Below are 18,879 nucleotides of genomic sequence, written 5' to 3' on the forward strand. Positions count from 1 at the left end.
AAAAGATTGTAACTTCTCGATATTTTTCTCGTCTTGTTGATCAATTATGTTAAGATTCTTTATTTTTCTTTTTATTGTTTGTTCAAGTTTCGCAAACGCACAAAATGTTGTTAAGGGCAATGTGAATGATGTATTAGGTCGACCGATACCTGGTGTGCGCGTTTCAGTTTTAAACACAACCTACGGTGTTCCTACAGATTTTAACGGTAATTACTTTTTAGAGATTACTGCTTTAGATAGTGTTGTTTTAAAGTTCACAATGATTGGAATGGAAGTTCGAATAGATACTTTGGTAATCACTTCAAAAATTCACGAACACAATATTACTTTACTTGAAAATGCACGCTCATTGAGTTCTGTTGAGATCTATGCCGATAAGAGAGATATCGCAAAAGAAGTTATTCAAAATGCGATGGAGATGAAGGATAAATATCGCTATCAATATGAAAGTTATAAATGTCAAACTTATATCAAAAGTAGTTTAGAGTCGGAAAACAGGTATAATCGCGTCACTGATAGTTTGGATGCTGATGGGGAATTGGTGCTCGATTTGGATCGAACTAAGATGAATTTTATTGAGTCTGTTTCGGAAAGTAATTTTTATCAAAAAGATAAATACCATGAAGTTATTTTGGCCTATCAAGATTATTCTGATAAAAGTTCCAGTACAACGGGAGTTTCAGCAAGCTTTTCTCGGTCAGGTGATATTGCTCCAACTCAGAACATCAAACATAACCCTTACCTGTTTTTTGAAAAGTTAGAGGACGGTGATATAAACTTGTATCAAAATCTTCTAACCTTGCCTAAAATTGCGGAAAACCCAATAGTTTCGCCGTTAGCGATCAATACGTTCATTAATTACAAATTCATATTGAACAGTGTTTTTTTTCAAGATGGACAGAAAATATTTGATATTGCTGTTGAACCTAGGTTTAGTGAAACGGCATTGTTCTCGGGTAATATTTATATCATCGATAGTTTATGGGTGATTAAATCATTTGACTTGTCTATTAATAAAAATGCCATGAATTATTTTAAAAGTTTTAGAATAAATCAGGATTATAAATTATTAGAAGATAAGTGGGTTGTAACGCGAAGAGAATTTGATTATACGGTTAATGATTTCAATAAAATTGTAATAGGTAACACAAGAGTAAATCACAAAGATTATCAATTCAATATTGAAGAGTTAGTGAAGTCAGACCGAAATATATTGATGAAATATGATGAAGAAGCTTTTGATAAAGATTCATTGTATTGGAGCGAGATTAGACCCATTCAACTCAAAGAGATGGAATTAGACTTTATCGCAGAGCAAGACAGTATTTACAAAGAGATAACAAGCGATAAATATATTGATAGTGTTAATAATGAGTTTAATCGCATTAAATTTTGGGATATTGTTTTGAATGGTGTCGGATTCCGAAGTAGAATTAAAAGGCAAGAAATATTTATCAATCCACTAATTGGGCAGATAATTCCATTAGGTATGGGTGGTTTTAGATGGAAATTAGGCGGTTCGTACTCCAAAGAATTTGAGAATGCGCAAGCTTTTAGTGTAGATGGATTTATTGATTATGGTTTTAGAAATGAGGATGTAAAGGGGCAATTAGGGGTCGAATATACATTTTTACCAAAGCGATTTGGTAGTTTTAAAATAGCTGGAGGTGATATTTACGACTTTGTGACGATGGAGCAATCAATCGAGGACTTTTTCAGTGTGTCAAATCAAGTGCGAAAGACTTTTATTGAATTAAGTCAAAGAATTGAGCTCACGAATGGATTATACGGTAAAATTAGCTTCGATCATTCTGTTCGTCGTGATGTTTCGAATGTTGAGTTCGCGCCATGGGTTGATACATTGGTTAATCTCGGAATATGGTCTTATCCTGATCCTTACGAAACCTATACCGTGTCGATCATTGGACTTGAGTTTTTATATCGATTTAAGCAGAAGTATATTTTAAAAGGGAATAAAAAATTAATAGTAGGAACGGAGTACCCTGAATTGAAATTACGATACAAAATAGGTGTTCCAAATTTATTTGGGAGTGATGTTAATTTTAGCTTTTTACAAATAGATTTAAGTGATAAGGTTAAATTGGGCACATTTGGAGAGTTAAAATGGCGGATGGAAGCAGGTTCTTTTTTGGGTTCGAATAAGGAGGAAGTCCAATATGTTGAACGAAAATTTATTCGAGGTTCAGATCTCTTTTTCTTCTCCAATCCTTTAAACACTATGCAGCTATTAGATTCTACATTTAATACAACGAGTCCTTTCTTTCAAGCTTATGGAATTCATCATTTTAATGGAGCGATTATGGATAAGATTTGGCTTATTAATAAATTAAAGCTTCAAATCGTTGCGGGAGCCGGAGCGCTATTTCTCCAAGATAAAAACTATGCACATGTCGAATTTTACGGTGGTTTAGAACGGGTATTTAAAATAAGACAACAATTGTTTAAGGCAAGTGTTTTTTATGTGGTCCGAGATAATAATGCCGCCTCCATTAATTTCAATTTTAAAATCGGATTCGATTTCTTTAATACCTTCAGTAATGAATGGTCCTATTAGGTACTTAACTTAATCCAATTAGTGCAATAGCGACCATTGAAACAATAATTCCTATCCAATTTAGTTTGGATAATTTTTCTTTGAAAAAGATGAGTCCAATCATTGTTGAAATCAATATAATTCCAATGTTAAGGATAGGATAAATTTGAGAACTTTCTAAAAAGTTTTCCTCTAAAGCTTTGAAAAAATAGAAGACAGTTAAATAATTAGGTATCCCCACTGCAATACCCCATGCAACATTTTTAATCCGCAATTTGGTTTTACCCATTATTGCCAATGTCATTAAATAAATTAGACCAAATATAAAGGCTGTTAGAAAAATGGTTGAAATAAAAAAGGGCGCCGTATTCTCATCGATATAGTGATGCTGAACATAGTTAAATATAATATCGCTAATGCCTTGACCAATAAAAATTACAAGTATTATAGATAAATACTTTTTTTCAAAAGAGAGTTCCTTATTCTTTGAAAGACTACTAAATACTATCCCTACTAAGGCCAAAAGAACACCAATTGACTTGAGCCAAGTTAAACTTTCATTGTACAGATAAATACTTGCGATTACGGGAAGAATAACAGACATTTTATTCGCTATCGTCGAAATAGCGAAACCGTTCTTTTGCGTACTAAAAGCTAAAAAGTTAAATACTAAAATGAACAAGATTCCAATTAGGGAAGCAAGAGGTAACCATGGTAAAACGAAAATTTCATCGATTGATAATTGGTTATTAGAACTTATATATCCAATAGTACCTGCTACTAAGTAATTCGTAACAATTGCTTGTAAAATGTCTACTTTGTTTCGATCGAATAATTTAAATAAAACTAAAACGATAACAAAAAAGAGGATGCCTAATATTAAATTAAACATTTGTAAAAATATTTACCTTGTTTGAAAAGTAGGCATATGATAAACTTGATTTTCTATTAAGACTAGTAGCTTTGATCCCTTTTTGAAGCATTTTATTCCCTGTTAAAACTCTTGCTTCATCCCATAAATTATCAAGAATGAATTTTTCTAAAGTGAATTTTCCACCTTCAATAATAACTGATTGAATATTTAACTCATAAAGCAAAGTCATGATATCATTTAAAGCAAAACTTTTAGGTTGTACAAATTGTAAATTCCCGCTAGCGATTACTTTTTTCTTGGTAATAATATATGTTAGTACTGATCGATCACCTACATTAAAAGCGCCATAATCTAGTTTTAAATTTTCGTCAATAACTATGCGAATGGGGGATACGCCAGCATAATCTCTGCAATTAAGTTGCGGGTTATCTGTTACAATGGTATTGTTACCAACTAAAATAGCAGATTCTTCATGTCTCCATTTATGAACAAGTGTTTTCATTTCAGGACTTGTAATCCAGAATATTCCTTTTTCATTTTTAGATCGATCCATATCCATAAAACCATCTTCAGTCTCGGCCCATTTAAGTATGATATACGGTCTTTTAGAAGCGTGGAATGTAAAAAAACGTTTATTCAATGCCAATGACTCTTCTTCTAAAATACCGACTTCAACTTTGGCACCTGCGGCTTCAAGTTTTTTAATACCATTGCCGGCTACTTTAGCAAATGAATCGATACAACCAATTTTAACATTTGGAATTTTGTTGGCAATGATAAGATCGGCACAAGGCGGTGTTTTTCCATGATGTGCACAAGGTTCGAGATTAATATAAATTGTCGACTCCTTTAAAAGACTTTTATCCTTGACAGCATTTACGGCATTTACTTCAGCATGTGCTTGTCCATATTGTTGGTGATAACCTTCCCCAATAATTATATTGTTGTGGACAATTACAGATCCAACCATCGGGTTAGGAGCAACCGAACCTTGTCCTAGTTTGGCTAGCTCCAAACAGCGCTGCATGAAAATCTTGTCTAATTCCGTCATTTATAAGGTAAAGTTAAATTTTTTATAATCGATAGTCATTATTACGAGGATGAAATGAAACAATGGCACTTTTTAACATGTCATCACTCAAATGGGTGTAGATTTCAGTTGTACTGATCGATTCATGGCCTAACATTTCTTGTATTGCTCTTAAATTGGCTCCATTTTCAACCATATGTGTCGCAAAAGAATGCCTGAATGTATGTGGGCTGATTGATTTTGCTAAACCAATTATTTCAGCCAATTGTTTGACAATTGTAAAAATCATCACTCTTGTTAGTTGGGCTCCTCGACGGTTTAGAAAAACAAAATCTTCATGACCTGCTTTAATGTCCTGATGAATTCGGGTGCCTTCCATATAAAAGCTAATTTCCTTTACAACCGAAGGACTTATTGGTACAAGTCTTTCTTTGTTTCCTTTTCCAATAACACGAATGAACCCTTCATCAAAATAGAGATTCGTAATTTTTAAATTGATTAATTCACTTACACGCAATCCGCAACTATATAATGTTTCAATGATAGCTTTGTTGCGATGTCCCTCATTTTTGGACAAATCTATGGCCGACATCAAAGCATCTATTTCATGTAAATCCAAAACTTCAGGAAGCTTTTTACCGATTTTAGGTAAGGATAATAATTCTGTAGGATCATCATCAATTATATCTTCAAGTACTAGAAAAAAGAAAAAATTCCGCAGACCAGATATAATTCGAGCTTGTGATCTTGCCGAAATTCCCATTTCATTAATCCACTGCATCATCTCTTGAAGATCCTTTAAATTTATATCCTGAGGGTCTTTTTGAATTTGATAAGTCTCTATAAAAGCGTACAGCTTTTCATAGTCTCTCAAATAAGCTTCAATGCTATTGTTTGATAAAGACTTTTCAATTTTAAGGTAACTTAAATAATCCTTTTTATATTTGAGCCAAGATGAATTCAAAACAGATTTTAATATTAAATGGTCCGAATCTAAATTTACTTGGAAAAAGGGAGCAAACTATCTACGGAGATAAAAGTTTTGAAGATTATTTTGTGGAATTGCAAGCCGCTTTTCAGTCATTAGATTTATCCTATTTGCAATCGAACCATGAAGGCGTGTTAATAGATGCCATTCAAGATTTAAAATGGGATGGGATTGTGTTAAATGCTGGAGGTTATACCCATACCAGTGTTGCGATTAGAGATGCTATAAATTCTGTTCAAACCCCCGTATTAGAAGTGCATATATCCAATGTGACGAATCGCGAATCATTCAGACATGAATCTTTGATCAGTCCAGTATGTATAGGTGTGATTTTAGGTTTTGGATTGCAATCTTATGAATTGGCATTGCACCATTTTAAATCCATCTAACTTTTCAAAGCTGCGGAATCAGCAACTTTAAAAATTTTTGCATCTGCAATAAAAGTTCCAAGTGGAATAATTGAAGCCAATAAACCCCATCCAATGGTTTTATAAGACCAGTTATATTTAAGACCTACAAGCACAACCAATAGGATATAGAGAACAAATAATGCTCCATGTGCCATGCCTATTTGGCTTACCATTTCTGGTTGGTCCCAATAGTATTTTAATGGCATTGCTATCAAAAGTAGTATTAAGTAAGATAGTCCTTCTAAAAGACCTGTTAAGCGTAGTAATTTTAAACTATTCATTCGTACTAGGTATTGATTTTCTAATTTTATCTAATAAATCATTCATTAACTGGACTTCACTTAGCGTTAAATTCTCAAAATAACGGTCAGTATCACCTTGAACAGCCATTATTTTTTCTAATAACACTAATCCTGTCTCACTTATGATGATGTCTTTTTGTCTTTTGTCTAGCTTATTCTTTTTTCGAATAATTAAGTCCTTTTTCAGCAGTCTATCAATAACACGGCTTACGTCCGAATTACGTTCAATCATTCGAGATTTAATAATTCCTATTGATACGGGGTTTTGTTTTTGACCCCGTAAAATTCGAAGTATGTTGTATTGAGTAGGAGTGATGTCAAAGGTTGACAATAATTTTTGAAAAGGCTCAGCTAATCGTGAATGTGTCAAATATAGATTAACAGTTAGTTTTTGATAATCATCTGTAAATCTGGATTTAATTTCTTCTTCAATTTTCATATAAATAAGCTTTTCACATAACAAAGTTACGCTATTTTATCAAACAGAAAAAACGAATTTTCTAATCTTTTTTTTAAACGAAAAAAGCTCCAGAATAAAAATCTGGAGCTTTAAATTCTATTTTATTTTTTAAGCTGGAGGATTGTATTTTTCAACAGTTTGGTTGATTGAACCAAATATTGATTTACCATCATTATCATACATTGCGATAGTAACATTATCACCAAACTGCATGAACGGAGTAGTTGGTTTCCCCGTTAAAATAGTTTCAACCATTCTCTCTTCTGCTAAGCAAGAATAACCCAAGCCACCTTCTTGAATAGGTTTACCTGGTCCGCCATCTTTTCCTTTATTTGAAATTGTACCAGAACCAAGAATTGTTCCTGCACATAATGGACGAGTTTTAGCCGCGTGTGAAATTAATTTCGCAAAATTAAAAGTCATATCTACGCCAGCATTTGCACGACCTAATGGTTTACCATTTAAATCAACATGGATCGGAAGTTTTACTTTTCCATCTTCCCAAGCACTACCTAGTTCGTCTGGAGTGACAGCAACAGGAGAAAAAGAGCTTGAAGGTTTAGATTGTAAAAATCCGAATCCTTTTGCAAGTTCAGCAGGAATTAATCCTCTTAAAGATACATCATTCACTAACATAATTAAACGAACTCGACTTAAAGCCAACGTTTCTTTAGACCCCATTTCAACATCGTCAAGAATAACAGCGGTTTCAGCTTCCATATCTATTCCCCAATCTGTAGTTTCCATTTTAATGGTCTCATGAGGCGCTAAAAAAGTATCACTACCTCCTTGATACATTAAAGGATCAGTCCAGAAAGTTTCTGGAATTTCAGCTCCTCTTGCTTGTCTTACCAGTTGTACGTGGTTTACATATGCTGAAGCATCGAGCCATTGTACAGCACGAGGCAGGGGAGAAGTACAAGCTGCTTCATCAAAATCAAAAGCTGCATTTGTATTTCCGTTATTTAAATCTTTATATTCTTCTTCAAGTCGCGGTGCAACTGTGTTCCAATTATCCAATGCCAATTGCATTGTTGGAGCACTTTTAGCTTGTATTGCTTTTTTTAAATCTCTTGAAACAATCAATAATTGACCATCTCTATCACCATTTCTTAATGTTGCTAATTTCATAAGGTTTATTCTTTTTAATATATTGATGGATATTTTTCAGGATTTGATTCATGCATTAAATCATAAATCGCATCGAAAATAGTTTCCATATTAGGTTTGCTAAAATAATCTCCATCCGTACTATAAGCTGGTCGGTGATCGTTAGCTGAAATTGTTAAAGGTTCAGAATCTAATGAATAATAACCTTTTTGTTTAACCAAAATCTGATCTAACAAATAAGCCGTTGCTCCACTTTCAACATCCTCATCTACAATTACTAATTTATTAGTTTTTGCTAAAGAGGCAGCTACGTCATGATCGCGGTCAAAAGGAATTAAACATTGTGCATCAATTAAATCAACAGAAATATCCATTTCAGCTAATTGTTTGACAACTTCTTGACAAATATTAAATGTTGATCCGTAAGAAACCAAAGTTAAATCTGTTCCTTCAATAACCGTTTCAACTTTTCCTAATTCAACTTTGAATTCGGTATAATTCGCTGGTTCTTTTTCTTTAATTCTATATCCGTTTAATGGTTCAATTACCAAAGCAGGATCGTCAGCTTGTAATAATGTATTGTAAAAACCTGCGGCAACTGTCATATTACGAGGAACACAAACAAATATACCTCTCACGGCATTGATAATCATTCCCATTGGAGAACCTGAATGCCAAATACCTTCTAGTCTATGACCACGTGTACGAATAATTAAAGGGGCTTTTTGACCACCTTTAGTTCTGTATTGAACAGTTGCTAAATCATCAGACATGATTTGAATAGCATACAATAAATAATCTAAATATTGTATTTCAGCGATTGGTCTTAAACCACGCATAGCCATTCCGATTCCTTGACCTAGAATTGTACATTCTCTAATTCCAGTATCTGTAACACGATCAACGCCGAACTTTTCTTGCATCCCTTCCATACTCTGATTCACACCACCAATTTTTCCAACGTCTTCACCAAAAGTTAGAATCTCTGGATATTTAGTAAATAGTGCATCAAAATTATCTCTTAGAATCAATCTTCCATCAATCATATTGTCAGAATTGTATTCTACAGGTACTCCACTAACTTTTAAAGCAGACTCGTCTGATTGAGAATAAAGATGAGATGAATATTTATCAGAATTGATTTCTTGTGCCGACTTTAACCAATTCATTAAAGCCGTTTTATTCGGAGATGATTCACCTCTCATATAGCGCAAACCTTTTTTTGCAGCTGTAAAAATGTCCTTCTTGATAGGTCCCATTGTAGCAGCTAAGTCATCCGCTATTTTTTGAATAAAACTACCTTTTGAACTTTCAGTAGCCATATTGTTCAATAAACTATTAACCGTTGCTAGGTCATCGTTTAACAATGCATTAAATTCTTTCCAAGCTTCGTTCTTTTCGTCACGAACTTGTTTTTTTGCATCCTTTTCAATTGCCTCTAACTCTTCAAGTGTTGCAATTTCTGATTCGAGAATGAATGATTTGAATTTTTCAATACAATCCATATCTGTTTCCCAAGCCAATCTATTTTCAGATTTATATCTTTCATGCGATCCAGAAGTTGAATGACCTTGTGGTTGATTCACTTCTTCAACATGGATAAAAACAGGGATATGTTCTTCACGACACAATTTAATTGCACGTTCGTAAGTATCACATAAATCTAGATAATCCCAACCTTTAGTTTTGAAAATTTCAAAACCAGTATGATCTTCCGTTCTTTGCATTCCAGCCAAAGCTTCGGAAATACTTGATTTAGTAGTTTGGTATTTTTTAGGGACAGAAATTCCGTAGCCATCATCCCATACGGACATAGCAAAAGGAATTTGTAGAACACCAGCTGCATTCATAGCTTCCCAAAAAGGACCTTCAGATGTACTCGCATCTCCAATTGTTCCAAAAGCGACTTCATTTCCTTTGTTCGTGAAATTAGTCATACCATGCAAAGCCTTATTGTTTTTATAAACTTTAGAAGCTAAAGCTAGACCAACCAATCTTGGCATTTGACCGGCAGTAGGGGAGATATCGGCAGAACTATTTTTTTGTTCCATCAAATTCTTCCATGTACCATCTGGATTTAGACTTCTAGTAGAAAAATGGCCTCCCATTTGTCTTCCGCCAGAAGCTGGCTCTTTTTCTACATCTGTATGCGCATAAAGTGCAGCAAAATATTGTTTTACTGTCAATGCACCTATAGCCATCATAAAGGTTTGATCTCTATAATAACCAGATCTAAAATCACCATTTTTAAATTGTTTGGCCATGGCAATCTGAGCAATCTCCTTACCATCACCGAAAATTCCAAATTTGGCTTTTCCACCTAAAACTTCTCTACGACCGATTAAAGAAGTTTCTCGCGATATTCTCGCAAGTTTATAATCTTCTAATACAGTTGTAGAATATTTTTTATCGACAGCGTTTAAAGTTGCTTTTTGGTTTGACATAATTAATGATTTTTAGAGCTGCAAAGTTAGTTATAATTTGAAGATTTTTTTGAAAATTAGCGTTTAAAATTTATACAAGTATTGAATGTTTCTTCTATTCAATACGCCCAAAGTGAAATTATTGATGTTAGAAAACGAAGACAAGTGTAAGGTGGGTATTCTTTTCTCGACTCAAGTGGCATGTTGTTACAGTTGTCAAATGATTTTATAGATGCGATTAAAAGAAATGATACCGATATTATTAATCGGTCGTTGCAGGCTTATAAAGAAATTAATGAATTACAGATATTAAATGAATTAACTACGGATAAACAAAAGATCGTTTTTTGGTCGAACGTTTATAATGGCTGTTTTCAATATTGTGCACAAAAAGCCAATCCATCTGATGAAAAAGGATTTACTAAATTGTTTTTCACAACTAAATGTATCATTTTTAAAGATTTAGAATTGAGTTTTGATGATGTTGAACACCGAATATTAAGACAGAATCGTTGGAAATATGGACTGGGTTTTATTAAGGGAGGGAATAGGAAAAATCCGCTGACCTCATTGATGTTGGAAAAATTAGACTTTAGGGTTCATTTCATTTTGAATTGTGGCGCTAAAAGTTGTCCACTGATTGTTCCACTTGATATTGAAACTGCAGAAATAAAATTGGAAGAGTCTATGTTGATTTATATGGCGAATGAGGTCCTGACAAATCGCGACGAACAATTAATCTATATCAATAAATTATTCTTATTCTATTTAGGTGACTTTGGAGGAAAACGCGGTTTAAAAAGATTGTTCTTTGAAAAGGGGATAATTAAAAAAGACGCCTTAAATTACAAATGGAAGTATGTCGCATTTGACAAGTCAATAAAATTATTGAATTTCAGGAACAATTAGGCAGTAAAAATTAAGTGGGGTTAAGCCTCTTTATTTACACTAGCTTTCTGTTGTTTACTCATGGCAAGAATTTTCGAACCAATTTCAATCAATCCTTTATCAATTCCATTTAACCGCACTGTCTTTTTATTTATAGGTAGTATTTGACTTAAATTTATCATAATCGAGTTTTTCATTTCACAAGATAAAACAAGAAATGTGCCGTTTTATTGCTGTAACTTAAATTGTATCAACTATTGATTGTTTAGTTTGTTTGAAAAATTAATGTGAATTTCGCTCGATAACAGTTTGAATACATTTTTGAAATTACTATCATTGTCAAAACAGAAGTATGGACCATGAATCTTAAGTTAATACAATTCATTAGTATTATTTTTTTAGTATTTGCATGTAACGTCGAACAAGACGAAACTGTAACGAATGAGAAAGCATCCGCCGATATGATTTGTCATACAAATGATATTAGTGGCTTTAATACTTATTTAGGACTTAAATATGGTGATGGTGAAGAATTGTTGCGTTCGAAAATCGGTTTGATTTCAGGGGGTGATTTTGTAGAAGATTCTACTTCATTCGTTTATCATTTCCGACAAGTTAAGAATATGCCACTATCAATTTGGGCAGATGTTAAAACAGGTATAATTGAAGCGATTTTTATTGAAGTATTAAGTAAAAGTGAGGAAATTGGATTAACAATTCAAAAGGCCGAGCACTTTTATGGATTTGATTCATGTGATTTAAATTTGTTTGGACTCACAGAGGTCGAAATGGTTAAAAGATTAGGCGAGCCGGCATCACGATTGGTTGATGAACATGATGTTGTTACTCTATCATATTCGACAAACGATATTAAAACCACAACAACATTTAAGTTTTATCCTGAACAAGACTTGAAATGTTCTTCAATTTTGATAAATTGGTTTTATTAACTTTTATACTATTTATGTAACGATTCAGGTTAATTAACCTTTAAAATTTAACGACAAAATTCATTTTCGTATAGAAGTAATATAAATAAGTACTTTTTCTTTTAAAAGAATGAAGAAATAGCTAATTTCGCTACTCAATTACGAAAGAAAATAAATTTAAAATAAAACATAAACTATGGCATTTGATATTGACATGATCAAAAAGGTATACGCTAGGTATCCTGAACGTATTGAAAAAGCACGTAAACTTATTGGTAAACCTTTAACGCTAGCTGAAAAAATATTGTACACACACTTATGGGAAAATCCAGTAAGTGAAGAGTATGCTAGAGGTAAGTCTTACGTTGATTTTGATCCAGATCGTGTAGCTATGCAAGATGCTACAGCTCAAATGGCTTTATTGCAATTCATGCAAGCTGGAAAAACGAAAGTTGCAGTTCCTTCTACTGCGCATGCAGATCACCTTATTCTTGCAAAAGATGGTGCAAAGAGTGATCTTGAACGCTCAAGTCATACCAATGGTGAAGTATTTGATTTTTTAAGTTCTGTTTGTGATAAGTATGGTATTGGTTTTTGGAAACCAGGTGCAGGAATTATTCACCAAGTAGTTTTAGAGAATTATGCGTTCCCTGGAGGAATGATGATTGGAACGGATTCACATACAGTAAATGCTGGTGGATTAGGAATGGTTGCAATTGGTGTTGGTGGAGCTGATGCTGTTGATGTAATGGCAGGTATGCCTTGGGAATTAAAATTTCCAAAATTAATTGGAATTAAATTAACAGGTAAATTAAGTGGTTGGACTGCTCCTAAAGATATTATTTTAAAGGTTGCTGGAATTCTTACTGTAAAAGGTGGAACAGGAGCAATTGTTGAATATTTTGGTGAAGGAGCTAAATCTTTATCTTGTACAGGTAAAGGTACAATCTGTAATATGGGAGCTGAAATTGGAGCTACAACTTCAACTTTTGGTTATGACGAATCAATGCGTCGTTATTTAGCTGCAACAGGAAGACAAGATGTTGTTGATGCGGCTGATACAGTTGCGGACCACTTGACTGGAGATGCTGAAGTTTATGCAAATCCTGAAAAATACTTTGATCAAGTAATTGAAATTGATCTTGATACTTTGACTCCATATTTAAATGGACCATTTACGCCAGATTTAGCAACGCCAGTTTCAGAAATGAAAGCAGCTGCTAAAGCAAACGGATGGCCTACAGATATTGAATGGGCATTAATTGGTTCTTGTACAAACTCTTCGTACGAGGATTTAACGCGAGCAGCATCTATTGTAAAGAATGCAACTGATCAAGGTCTACAAGCGAAAGCGAAATTAGGAATTAACCCTGGTTCAGAACAAGTTCGTTATACTGCTGATAGAGATGGTTTATTCGATATTTTTAATAAACTGAATGGTACCACTATATTTACGAATGCATGTGGACCATGTATTGGTCAGTGGGATAGAGCAGGAGCAGAAAAAGAAGAAGTGAACTCTATCGTTCATTCATTCAATAGAAATTTCAAGAAAAGAGCAGATGGAAATCCTAATACAATGGCATTCGTAACTTCTCCAGAAATGGTTGCTGCAGTTGCAATTTCAGGTAAATTGGACTTTAATCCATTAACGGATACTTTGACAAATGATAAAGGTGAGCAAGTAAAATTAGCAGATCCTTCTGGATATGAATTACCACCAAATGGTTTCGCTGTTGAAAACAACGGTTATCAAGCACCAGCTGCTGACGGAAGTGGTATTAATGTTGTTGTTAGTCCTACATCTGATAGATTACAATTATTAACACCTTTCCAAGCTTGGGATGGTAAAAATATAACTGGAGCTAAATTATTAATCAAAGCTTTTGGAAAATGTACAACTGATCATATTTCTATGGCTGGACCATGGTTGAAGTATAGAGGTCACTTAGACAATATTTCGAATAACTGTTTAATTGGTGCGATCAATGATTTTGGTAAAGAAGCAAATAACGTAAAGAATCAATTAGATGGTTCTTATGGAACTGTACCGGATACGGCTAGAGCTTATAAAGCGGCTAATGTTCCTTCGGTTGTCGTTGGTGATCATAATTATGGTGAAGGTTCTTCAAGAGAGCACGCTGCAATGGAGCCAAGACATTTAGGTGTTAAAGCTGTGATTGTAAAATCTTTTGCTAGAATTCATGAAACAAACCTTAAAAAACAAGGTATGTTAGGATTGACTTTCGCTAATGAAAGTGATTATGATAAAGTACAGGAAGATGATACAATGAACTTTATTGATTTAGAAAGCTTTGCTCCAGACAAGCAATTAACTTTAGAGTTAGTTCATGCTGATGGTTCAAAAGATACGATCATGTTAAATCATACTTATAACAGTTCTCAAATTGATTGGTTTAAAGCTGGATCTGCACTTAATTTTTTAAAGTTAGAGCAAGCGAATTAATCAATTCGTAAAATTATTAATAAGGGCAATTGAACTCGTTTTGAGTAAATTGCCCTTTTTTTATGAAAAAAATGAAGCGAATTTTTATTTTTGAAGCAGGTAGTTCTAAAACATCGTTGGCGCATAATGTTGATGATCTGAAAATAACTTTAACCTATCCAGGGTATAATCCTAATCGAACGAATAAGGGGTTTTTAGAATCGATTGACCAATTGCCAAGCGCTGTTTTTGAAGATGCTCATATATACTTCTATGGAAGTGGTCTTCGGCATCCTGCAAAACAATTAGAAATAAAAACGTATTTCAAAGAAAGGTTCCAAACGAATATAGAAGTCTTTGATGATGTGCTAGGTGCAGCACGCGCACTTTTATTAAAAAAGGAAGGGGTTATAGCAATAATGGGAACCGGAGCATGTGTCGCTTATTATGACGGTAGAAATATTATCGAAAGTACAGGTGGGCACGGTTATCTCATAGATGATATCGGAGGAGGATACGAGTTAGGGAAGTTGATCACGTCATATTGGCTAAATGGACAAATGAATGCCGCTCAAGATAAATCAATGGCTGATCATTTTGGCGTCTCCAGAACTGATTTTACAAGTTATTATTACTTAGAGAAAGACTTAAATTCGGTTGCGCAAGTCGTTCGACTTATTAATGATTTCAAAACCAATGATATTGAACAATTATTATTGGATTATTTCGATATTTTTTTTAAGCGGCATGTCAACTCTATATTAGAAAAATATAATACCAATGAAATAAGTTTTGTAGGTTCTATTAGTTCTAACTTTAACGCGGAAATTGTCCAGGTAGCTCAATCAAATGGTATAAAAGTTACAAGTATTAATCAATTCCCCGTCAATGCTTTACTCAATTTTCATCTTAACAATTTGACAACTTAAAAATATCATCAAAAAACAGGGATTGGTCTACAAAATAAAGAGGTTTGTAGAAAATATGTTTTTCGAGCAATTTTTTTTATCAATTTTATAAATAAGATGAAACGAATGGAGACTTTAAGAATTATTGAAACGGCAAATACACCTTCGGTTTTATTGAGTGCAGAACTTGGTAAAATTGAATTTATTGGTGTTTTAAATCCTGATGAAGTTGATGAGTTTTTTCATCCGATATTTAAGTGGGTTGAAGATTATATGGTCAATCCCGCAGATGAGACTAAAATAAAAATGCATATTGAACATTTCAATATTGCGGCTTCAAAGAGAATTTTATTTCTATTGTATAAAATGAATGATCTTTTCCAAAATGGAGCGAATGTGAAAATTTCTTGGATTTATAATGAAAATGATGAGAAGATGTTTGAACATGGCCAGGATTTTGATCATATGATCGAAATCCCAATGGAATATCTCAGTTTAAAGAAAAATGAAGTTTTAGTTTAAAAATCCCGAATCTCACGGGTAATATTTCCTTTGTATTTAACAAATTTATAGCGATTCGTCACCGCGTTTAACATTTTGTTATTAATTTCGCGCTTTTAAAATAAGTAAACATGGAGAAAAATAATAATTCAATAGCAAAATTAGCATTAGGACTAAGTGTACTATTGTTAGTTGCAGTAATTATTTTATTTGTTAAAATGCCAAATGGCGCAAATGATACTGCTAATGAAACTAAGGTTAAAGATTCAACTAAGGTCGTTTCTAAAATTGTAGATGATGGTATTTTAAAGGTTGCTTATTTTTATGCTGATTCATTATCACTTAATCTTTCATTCATGAAGGATCTTGAAAAAGATGTTTTAGCTGCCCAAAAATCTGCGGAAGATAAAATGATGAAAAAGCAAAGAGAAATTGAAGCTTGGCAACAGAAATGGGCGAATAAAGGTCAATTATTGTCTTCTGAACAAGCTGAGTTTGCAAAGCAAGGTCAACAAATGCAACAAGAAGCGATGATGTTCGAACAAAACGTTCAAATGGAATTACAACAAAAACAAGAAAACTTACTTCGAATTAATATTAAAAGAATTTCAGACGCATCTAAGGTCTTTGCAGAAGAAAATGGTTATGATTTAATTTTCTCTTATCAATTGGGACAGAATTTATATTATGCATCTGAAATATTTGATGTAACTGCTGAATTGACAGCGCAGATGAATGCTGATTACGAGGCTTCATTCAGCAAGCCAGAGTCTAACGATTAGAAATTTTAACTATGCGGATAGCGAATCGAACTAAAGAAGAGAATATTGCAGAACATGTTGTTTATATGTTCCAAATTGAAGATTTAATTCGTGCTAACAATCTAGATTCGGATAGAATAATACAACAAATTATTGCCCCTCAGATAGAGGATAGACAATTGATTGAATCGTATTCTAAGTGGTACGAAGGTCTTGTCAAACAAATGATTTCTGAACGAATTCAAAAAACGGGACATCTATCAGATATTGATGAAATTCTAACAGAGCTTTTATTATTACACAATACATTAATCAATATCACCCAAGACAAGAAATATCTTGCGGTATTTGAGGCTGCTTTACCTATTTTGAAAGATTTTCAAGGGAAAAGCCAAACTGGGGATTTGAATTTAATTGAAGTAGGATTTAATGCGCTATACGGTAAGATAATTTTGAAATTACAAGGGAAAGAAATTACGCCTGCATCTGAAGCAGGATTTAAATTGATTTCAAACCTGCTAGGTCATTTAGCTGCTTATTATAAAAAAATGAAAGCAGGTGATTTAGATTTTTCTAAAAATTAACTCATTTTTCTTTTCTTGTTTTGTAATTCGAAATTGAATTAACGCTAATTGTAACAAACTGGCCTTTGTTTTGTTTTACTAATTTGCGAAGCGATTTATAATAGCGTGTATAAGTTCCTATTTATTAATAAATTCGCATATAATTTAATTATTGAGTCGTGTTAAATAGAATGCTTTATTATTTTATCGTGCTTCCAATGTCATTGCTACCAATGGGATTGATCTATTTCATGTCTAATTTTTTCTATTTTTTAATCTACAATGTTTTTAAATATAGAAGAAAGGTTGTCCTTAACAATGTTCGAAATTCTTTCCCAAATCACTCGGAATTGGAGCAAAAAAAAATTGTTAAAGATTTTTACCATTATTTAACGAATTTGGTTGCGGAGTCAATCAAGAACCTTTCAATTTCTGAGAATGATCTTTTAAATCGTATGCAATTAAAGGATAATGCGCTAATGGATCAATTGTATAAAGAAGGGAAAAATGTCATTATATTATCTTCTCATTTGAATAATTGGGAATTATTAATCACCGCACAAAGTTTGTTATTTAAACATCAAGCAATAGGGATTGGAACACCATTGTCTAACAAATTTTGGGATGCAAAAATTAATGAACGACGTGAACGATTTGGAATGCAAGTAGTTCATGCCAATAATTATAAAGAAATTCTTCAAAATAATGGTGCTAAACCAACCGCAACTTTAGTGCTGGGCGATCAATCGCCAGGAAAAGATGAGAATTGTTATTGGACAGACTTTTTAAATCAAAAAACGGCTTTCTTTTTTGGTGCAGAAATTCTAGCGAATCAATTCAATTCAGTTGTGGTATACGCTTCTATTAAACAACTAAAAAAAGGCCATTACGAGGTTGATGTTTTACCAATAACTCTTAAACCTCATGAAGAGGACTATGGGTTTATTACAAGTAGCTATATTGAATTGTTAGAGAAGGATATTAATGCATCTCCTGCAAACTGGTTATGGTCTCATAAAAGGTGGAAGAAAAGTGTTCCTAAAAATCTTCAGGAATTGCAAAAGAATCATGAAAAAAGATTCGTACAGAAATTCAGATCTTAGGCACTAGGGAAGGCACGCATACGTTTTACTCTCTGCATTTGCTCCATATGACGTTCGTTGTGATAGGTAATGAAAATAAGTGCATCACCCAAATTCAATTTAACTACTGGTCGTAAGGACAAAGGGCATTTAGTTTTTCGCAAATTTACTTCTTTACTTTCTTGTAAAAGTTCTTTAAATTCTACTAAATGATCCAGGTATTCTTCTCTTACTTTAGTTAAAGGCAATGACGTATTTATTAAAGGATTATAATCTTTTACTGATTTTAATTTACGCTTGATGTTTTTTACTTTACCAAGTTTTACCTGTCTATAAACAGCGAATCCTAAAGGACTACTTGAAAATGTTTCGGTCGGTTCGTTAAATCTTGTATTTGAAATTTTTCCTTTAAATACAGGAATGTAATATCTGAAATAAGCATTTAAATGGCTTAAGCAATGTGCAATACTCCAAGTTTTCTCATTTGGTTGCCAATTAAGTTGATTTTCGCTCAAACTTTCAAAATCACGTTTAATTTCAGCAGCGAACAAATCGGTCTTTTCAGTTAATTGGCTAATTAATTTGGAAATTGGAACTCTTTTCATATTTATTTGTACACCTCTAATACTCAATTGAGGATAAATATATTC

19 protein-coding genes are annotated in these 18,879 nt (G+C 33.1%); 10 read left to right on the forward strand and 9 right to left on the reverse strand.

Translation table 11 applies throughout. The features are described from left to right. Positions 1 to 46: 46 nt before the first annotated feature. The gene (locus T367_RS0108270) at positions 47 to 2,575 is read left to right on the forward strand and encodes a DUF5686 family protein (protein WP_027419428.1); all 2,529 of its coding nucleotides are present in this window, start codon (positions 47 to 49) and stop codon (positions 2,573 to 2,575) included. Positions 2,576 to 2,579: 4 nt separating this feature from the next. Here the strand turns inward: T367_RS0108270 and T367_RS0108275 are convergent, their stop codons facing one another. Genes T367_RS0108275 through xerD form a run of 3 tightly spaced genes read right to left on the reverse strand, consistent with a single transcriptional unit; the run spans position 2,580 to position 5,422 of the window. Then, the gene (locus tag T367_RS0108275; RefSeq protein ID WP_027419429.1) at positions 2,580 to 3,446 is read right to left on the reverse strand and encodes a DMT family transporter; all 867 of its coding nucleotides are present in this window, start codon (positions 3,444 to 3,446) and stop codon (positions 2,580 to 2,582) included. Continuing rightward, positions 3,439 to 4,479, reverse strand: coding sequence for a bifunctional diaminohydroxyphosphoribosylaminopyrimidine deaminase/5-amino-6-(5-phosphoribosylamino)uracil reductase RibD (ribD, locus tag T367_RS0108280; protein WP_027419430.1), 1,041 nt, complete (start codon positions 4,477 to 4,479; stop codon positions 3,439 to 3,441). Before ribD ends, T367_RS0108275 begins: the two co-directional genes overlap by 8 nt. 22 nt (positions 4,480 to 4,501) lie before the next feature. Beyond that, a complete protein-coding gene (gene xerD, locus T367_RS0108285) occupies positions 4,502 to 5,422 on the reverse strand; it encodes a site-specific tyrosine recombinase XerD (protein ID WP_027419431.1) in 921 nt (306 codons plus the stop codon). Between xerD and aroQ the strand changes: the two genes are divergently transcribed. Next, positions 5,413 to 5,835, forward strand: a complete 423-nt coding sequence (gene aroQ, locus T367_RS0108295; protein WP_027419432.1) for a type II 3-dehydroquinate dehydratase — start codon at positions 5,413 to 5,415, stop codon at positions 5,833 to 5,835. The genes xerD and aroQ overlap by 10 nt on opposite strands. On the opposite strand, the gene T367_RS0108300 is transcribed toward aroQ, so the two are convergent. The 4 genes from T367_RS0108300 to T367_RS0108315 form a co-directional block, all read right to left on the reverse strand. Continuing rightward, positions 5,832 to 6,137 (reverse strand): DUF3817 domain-containing protein, encoded by a 306-nt coding sequence (locus tag T367_RS0108300; protein ID WP_027419433.1) that lies wholly within the window; start codon positions 6,135 to 6,137, stop codon positions 5,832 to 5,834. The genes aroQ and T367_RS0108300 overlap by 4 nt on opposite strands. Then, positions 6,130 to 6,597 (reverse strand): MarR family winged helix-turn-helix transcriptional regulator, encoded by a 468-nt coding sequence (locus tag T367_RS0108305; protein WP_035842985.1) that lies wholly within the window; start codon positions 6,595 to 6,597, stop codon positions 6,130 to 6,132. Before T367_RS0108305 ends, T367_RS0108300 begins: the two co-directional genes overlap by 8 nt. Before the next feature lie 129 nt (positions 6,598 to 6,726). After that, a complete protein-coding gene (locus tag T367_RS0108310) occupies positions 6,727 to 7,749 on the reverse strand; it encodes a fumarylacetoacetate hydrolase family protein (RefSeq protein ID WP_027419435.1) in 1,023 nt (340 codons plus the stop codon). Positions 7,750 to 7,763: 14 nt separating this feature from the next. Next, positions 7,764 to 10,172 (reverse strand): alpha-ketoacid dehydrogenase subunit alpha/beta, encoded by a 2,409-nt coding sequence (locus T367_RS0108315; RefSeq protein ID WP_027419436.1) that lies wholly within the window; start codon positions 10,170 to 10,172, stop codon positions 7,764 to 7,766. Between the two features lie 180 nt (positions 10,173 to 10,352). On the opposite strand from T367_RS0108315, the gene T367_RS23830 reads away from it, so the two are divergent. Then, entirely contained in the window at positions 10,353 to 11,060 is a 708-nt protein-coding gene (locus tag T367_RS23830; RefSeq protein WP_051568451.1) for a DUF547 domain-containing protein, read from the forward strand. Between the two features lie 20 nt (positions 11,061 to 11,080). Here the strand turns inward: T367_RS23830 and T367_RS24880 are convergent, their stop codons facing one another. Then, entirely contained in the window at positions 11,081 to 11,221 is a 141-nt protein-coding gene (locus T367_RS24880; RefSeq protein ID WP_157454168.1) for a hypothetical protein, read from the reverse strand. A gap of 177 nt (positions 11,222 to 11,398) precedes the next feature. On the opposite strand from T367_RS24880, the gene T367_RS0108330 reads away from it, so the two are divergent. The 7 genes from T367_RS0108330 (at position 11,399) to T367_RS0108360 (ending at position 18,250) form a co-directional block, all read left to right on the forward strand. After that, positions 11,399 to 11,989 (forward strand): hypothetical protein, encoded by a 591-nt coding sequence (locus tag T367_RS0108330; RefSeq protein WP_027419437.1) that lies wholly within the window; start codon positions 11,399 to 11,401, stop codon positions 11,987 to 11,989. Positions 11,990 to 12,164: 175 nt separating this feature from the next. Beyond that, positions 12,165 to 14,435 (forward strand): aconitate hydratase, encoded by a 2,271-nt coding sequence (locus T367_RS0108335; RefSeq protein ID WP_027419438.1) that lies wholly within the window; start codon positions 12,165 to 12,167, stop codon positions 14,433 to 14,435. A 71-nt stretch (positions 14,436 to 14,506) separates the two neighbouring features. Further along, the gene (locus tag T367_RS0108340) at positions 14,507 to 15,343 is read left to right on the forward strand and encodes a hypothetical protein (protein WP_157454169.1); all 837 of its coding nucleotides are present in this window, start codon (positions 14,507 to 14,509) and stop codon (positions 15,341 to 15,343) included. 105 nt (positions 15,344 to 15,448) lie between these two features. After that, on the forward strand, positions 15,449 to 15,844 hold the full coding sequence (locus T367_RS0108345) for a DUF1987 domain-containing protein (protein WP_169736040.1): 396 nt from the start codon (positions 15,449 to 15,451) through the stop codon (positions 15,842 to 15,844). Positions 15,845 to 15,954: 110 nt separating this feature from the next. Further along, positions 15,955 to 16,605 (forward strand): OmpH family outer membrane protein, encoded by a 651-nt coding sequence (locus T367_RS0108350; RefSeq protein ID WP_027419441.1) that lies wholly within the window; start codon positions 15,955 to 15,957, stop codon positions 16,603 to 16,605. 11 nt (positions 16,606 to 16,616) lie between these two features. Further along, the gene (locus T367_RS0108355; protein ID WP_027419442.1) at positions 16,617 to 17,168 is read left to right on the forward strand and encodes a DUF4924 family protein; all 552 of its coding nucleotides are present in this window, start codon (positions 16,617 to 16,619) and stop codon (positions 17,166 to 17,168) included. 170 nt (positions 17,169 to 17,338) lie between these two features. Next, positions 17,339 to 18,250: a lysophospholipid acyltransferase family protein gene (locus T367_RS0108360; RefSeq protein ID WP_035842988.1), complete on the forward strand. Its 912-nt coding sequence runs from the start codon at positions 17,339 to 17,341 to the stop codon at positions 18,248 to 18,250. On the opposite strand, the gene T367_RS0108365 is transcribed toward T367_RS0108360, so the two are convergent. Further along, positions 18,247 to 18,834 (reverse strand): DinB family protein, encoded by a 588-nt coding sequence (locus T367_RS0108365; RefSeq protein ID WP_027419444.1) that lies wholly within the window; start codon positions 18,832 to 18,834, stop codon positions 18,247 to 18,249. The genes T367_RS0108360 and T367_RS0108365 overlap by 4 nt on opposite strands. Positions 18,835 to 18,879: the final 45 nt, after the last annotated feature.

The sequence above is a fragment of the Crocinitomix catalasitica ATCC 23190 genome, from assembly GCF_000621625.1.
Classification (GTDB): Bacteria; Bacteroidota; Bacteroidia; order Flavobacteriales_D; family Crocinitomicaceae; genus Crocinitomix; species Crocinitomix catalasitica.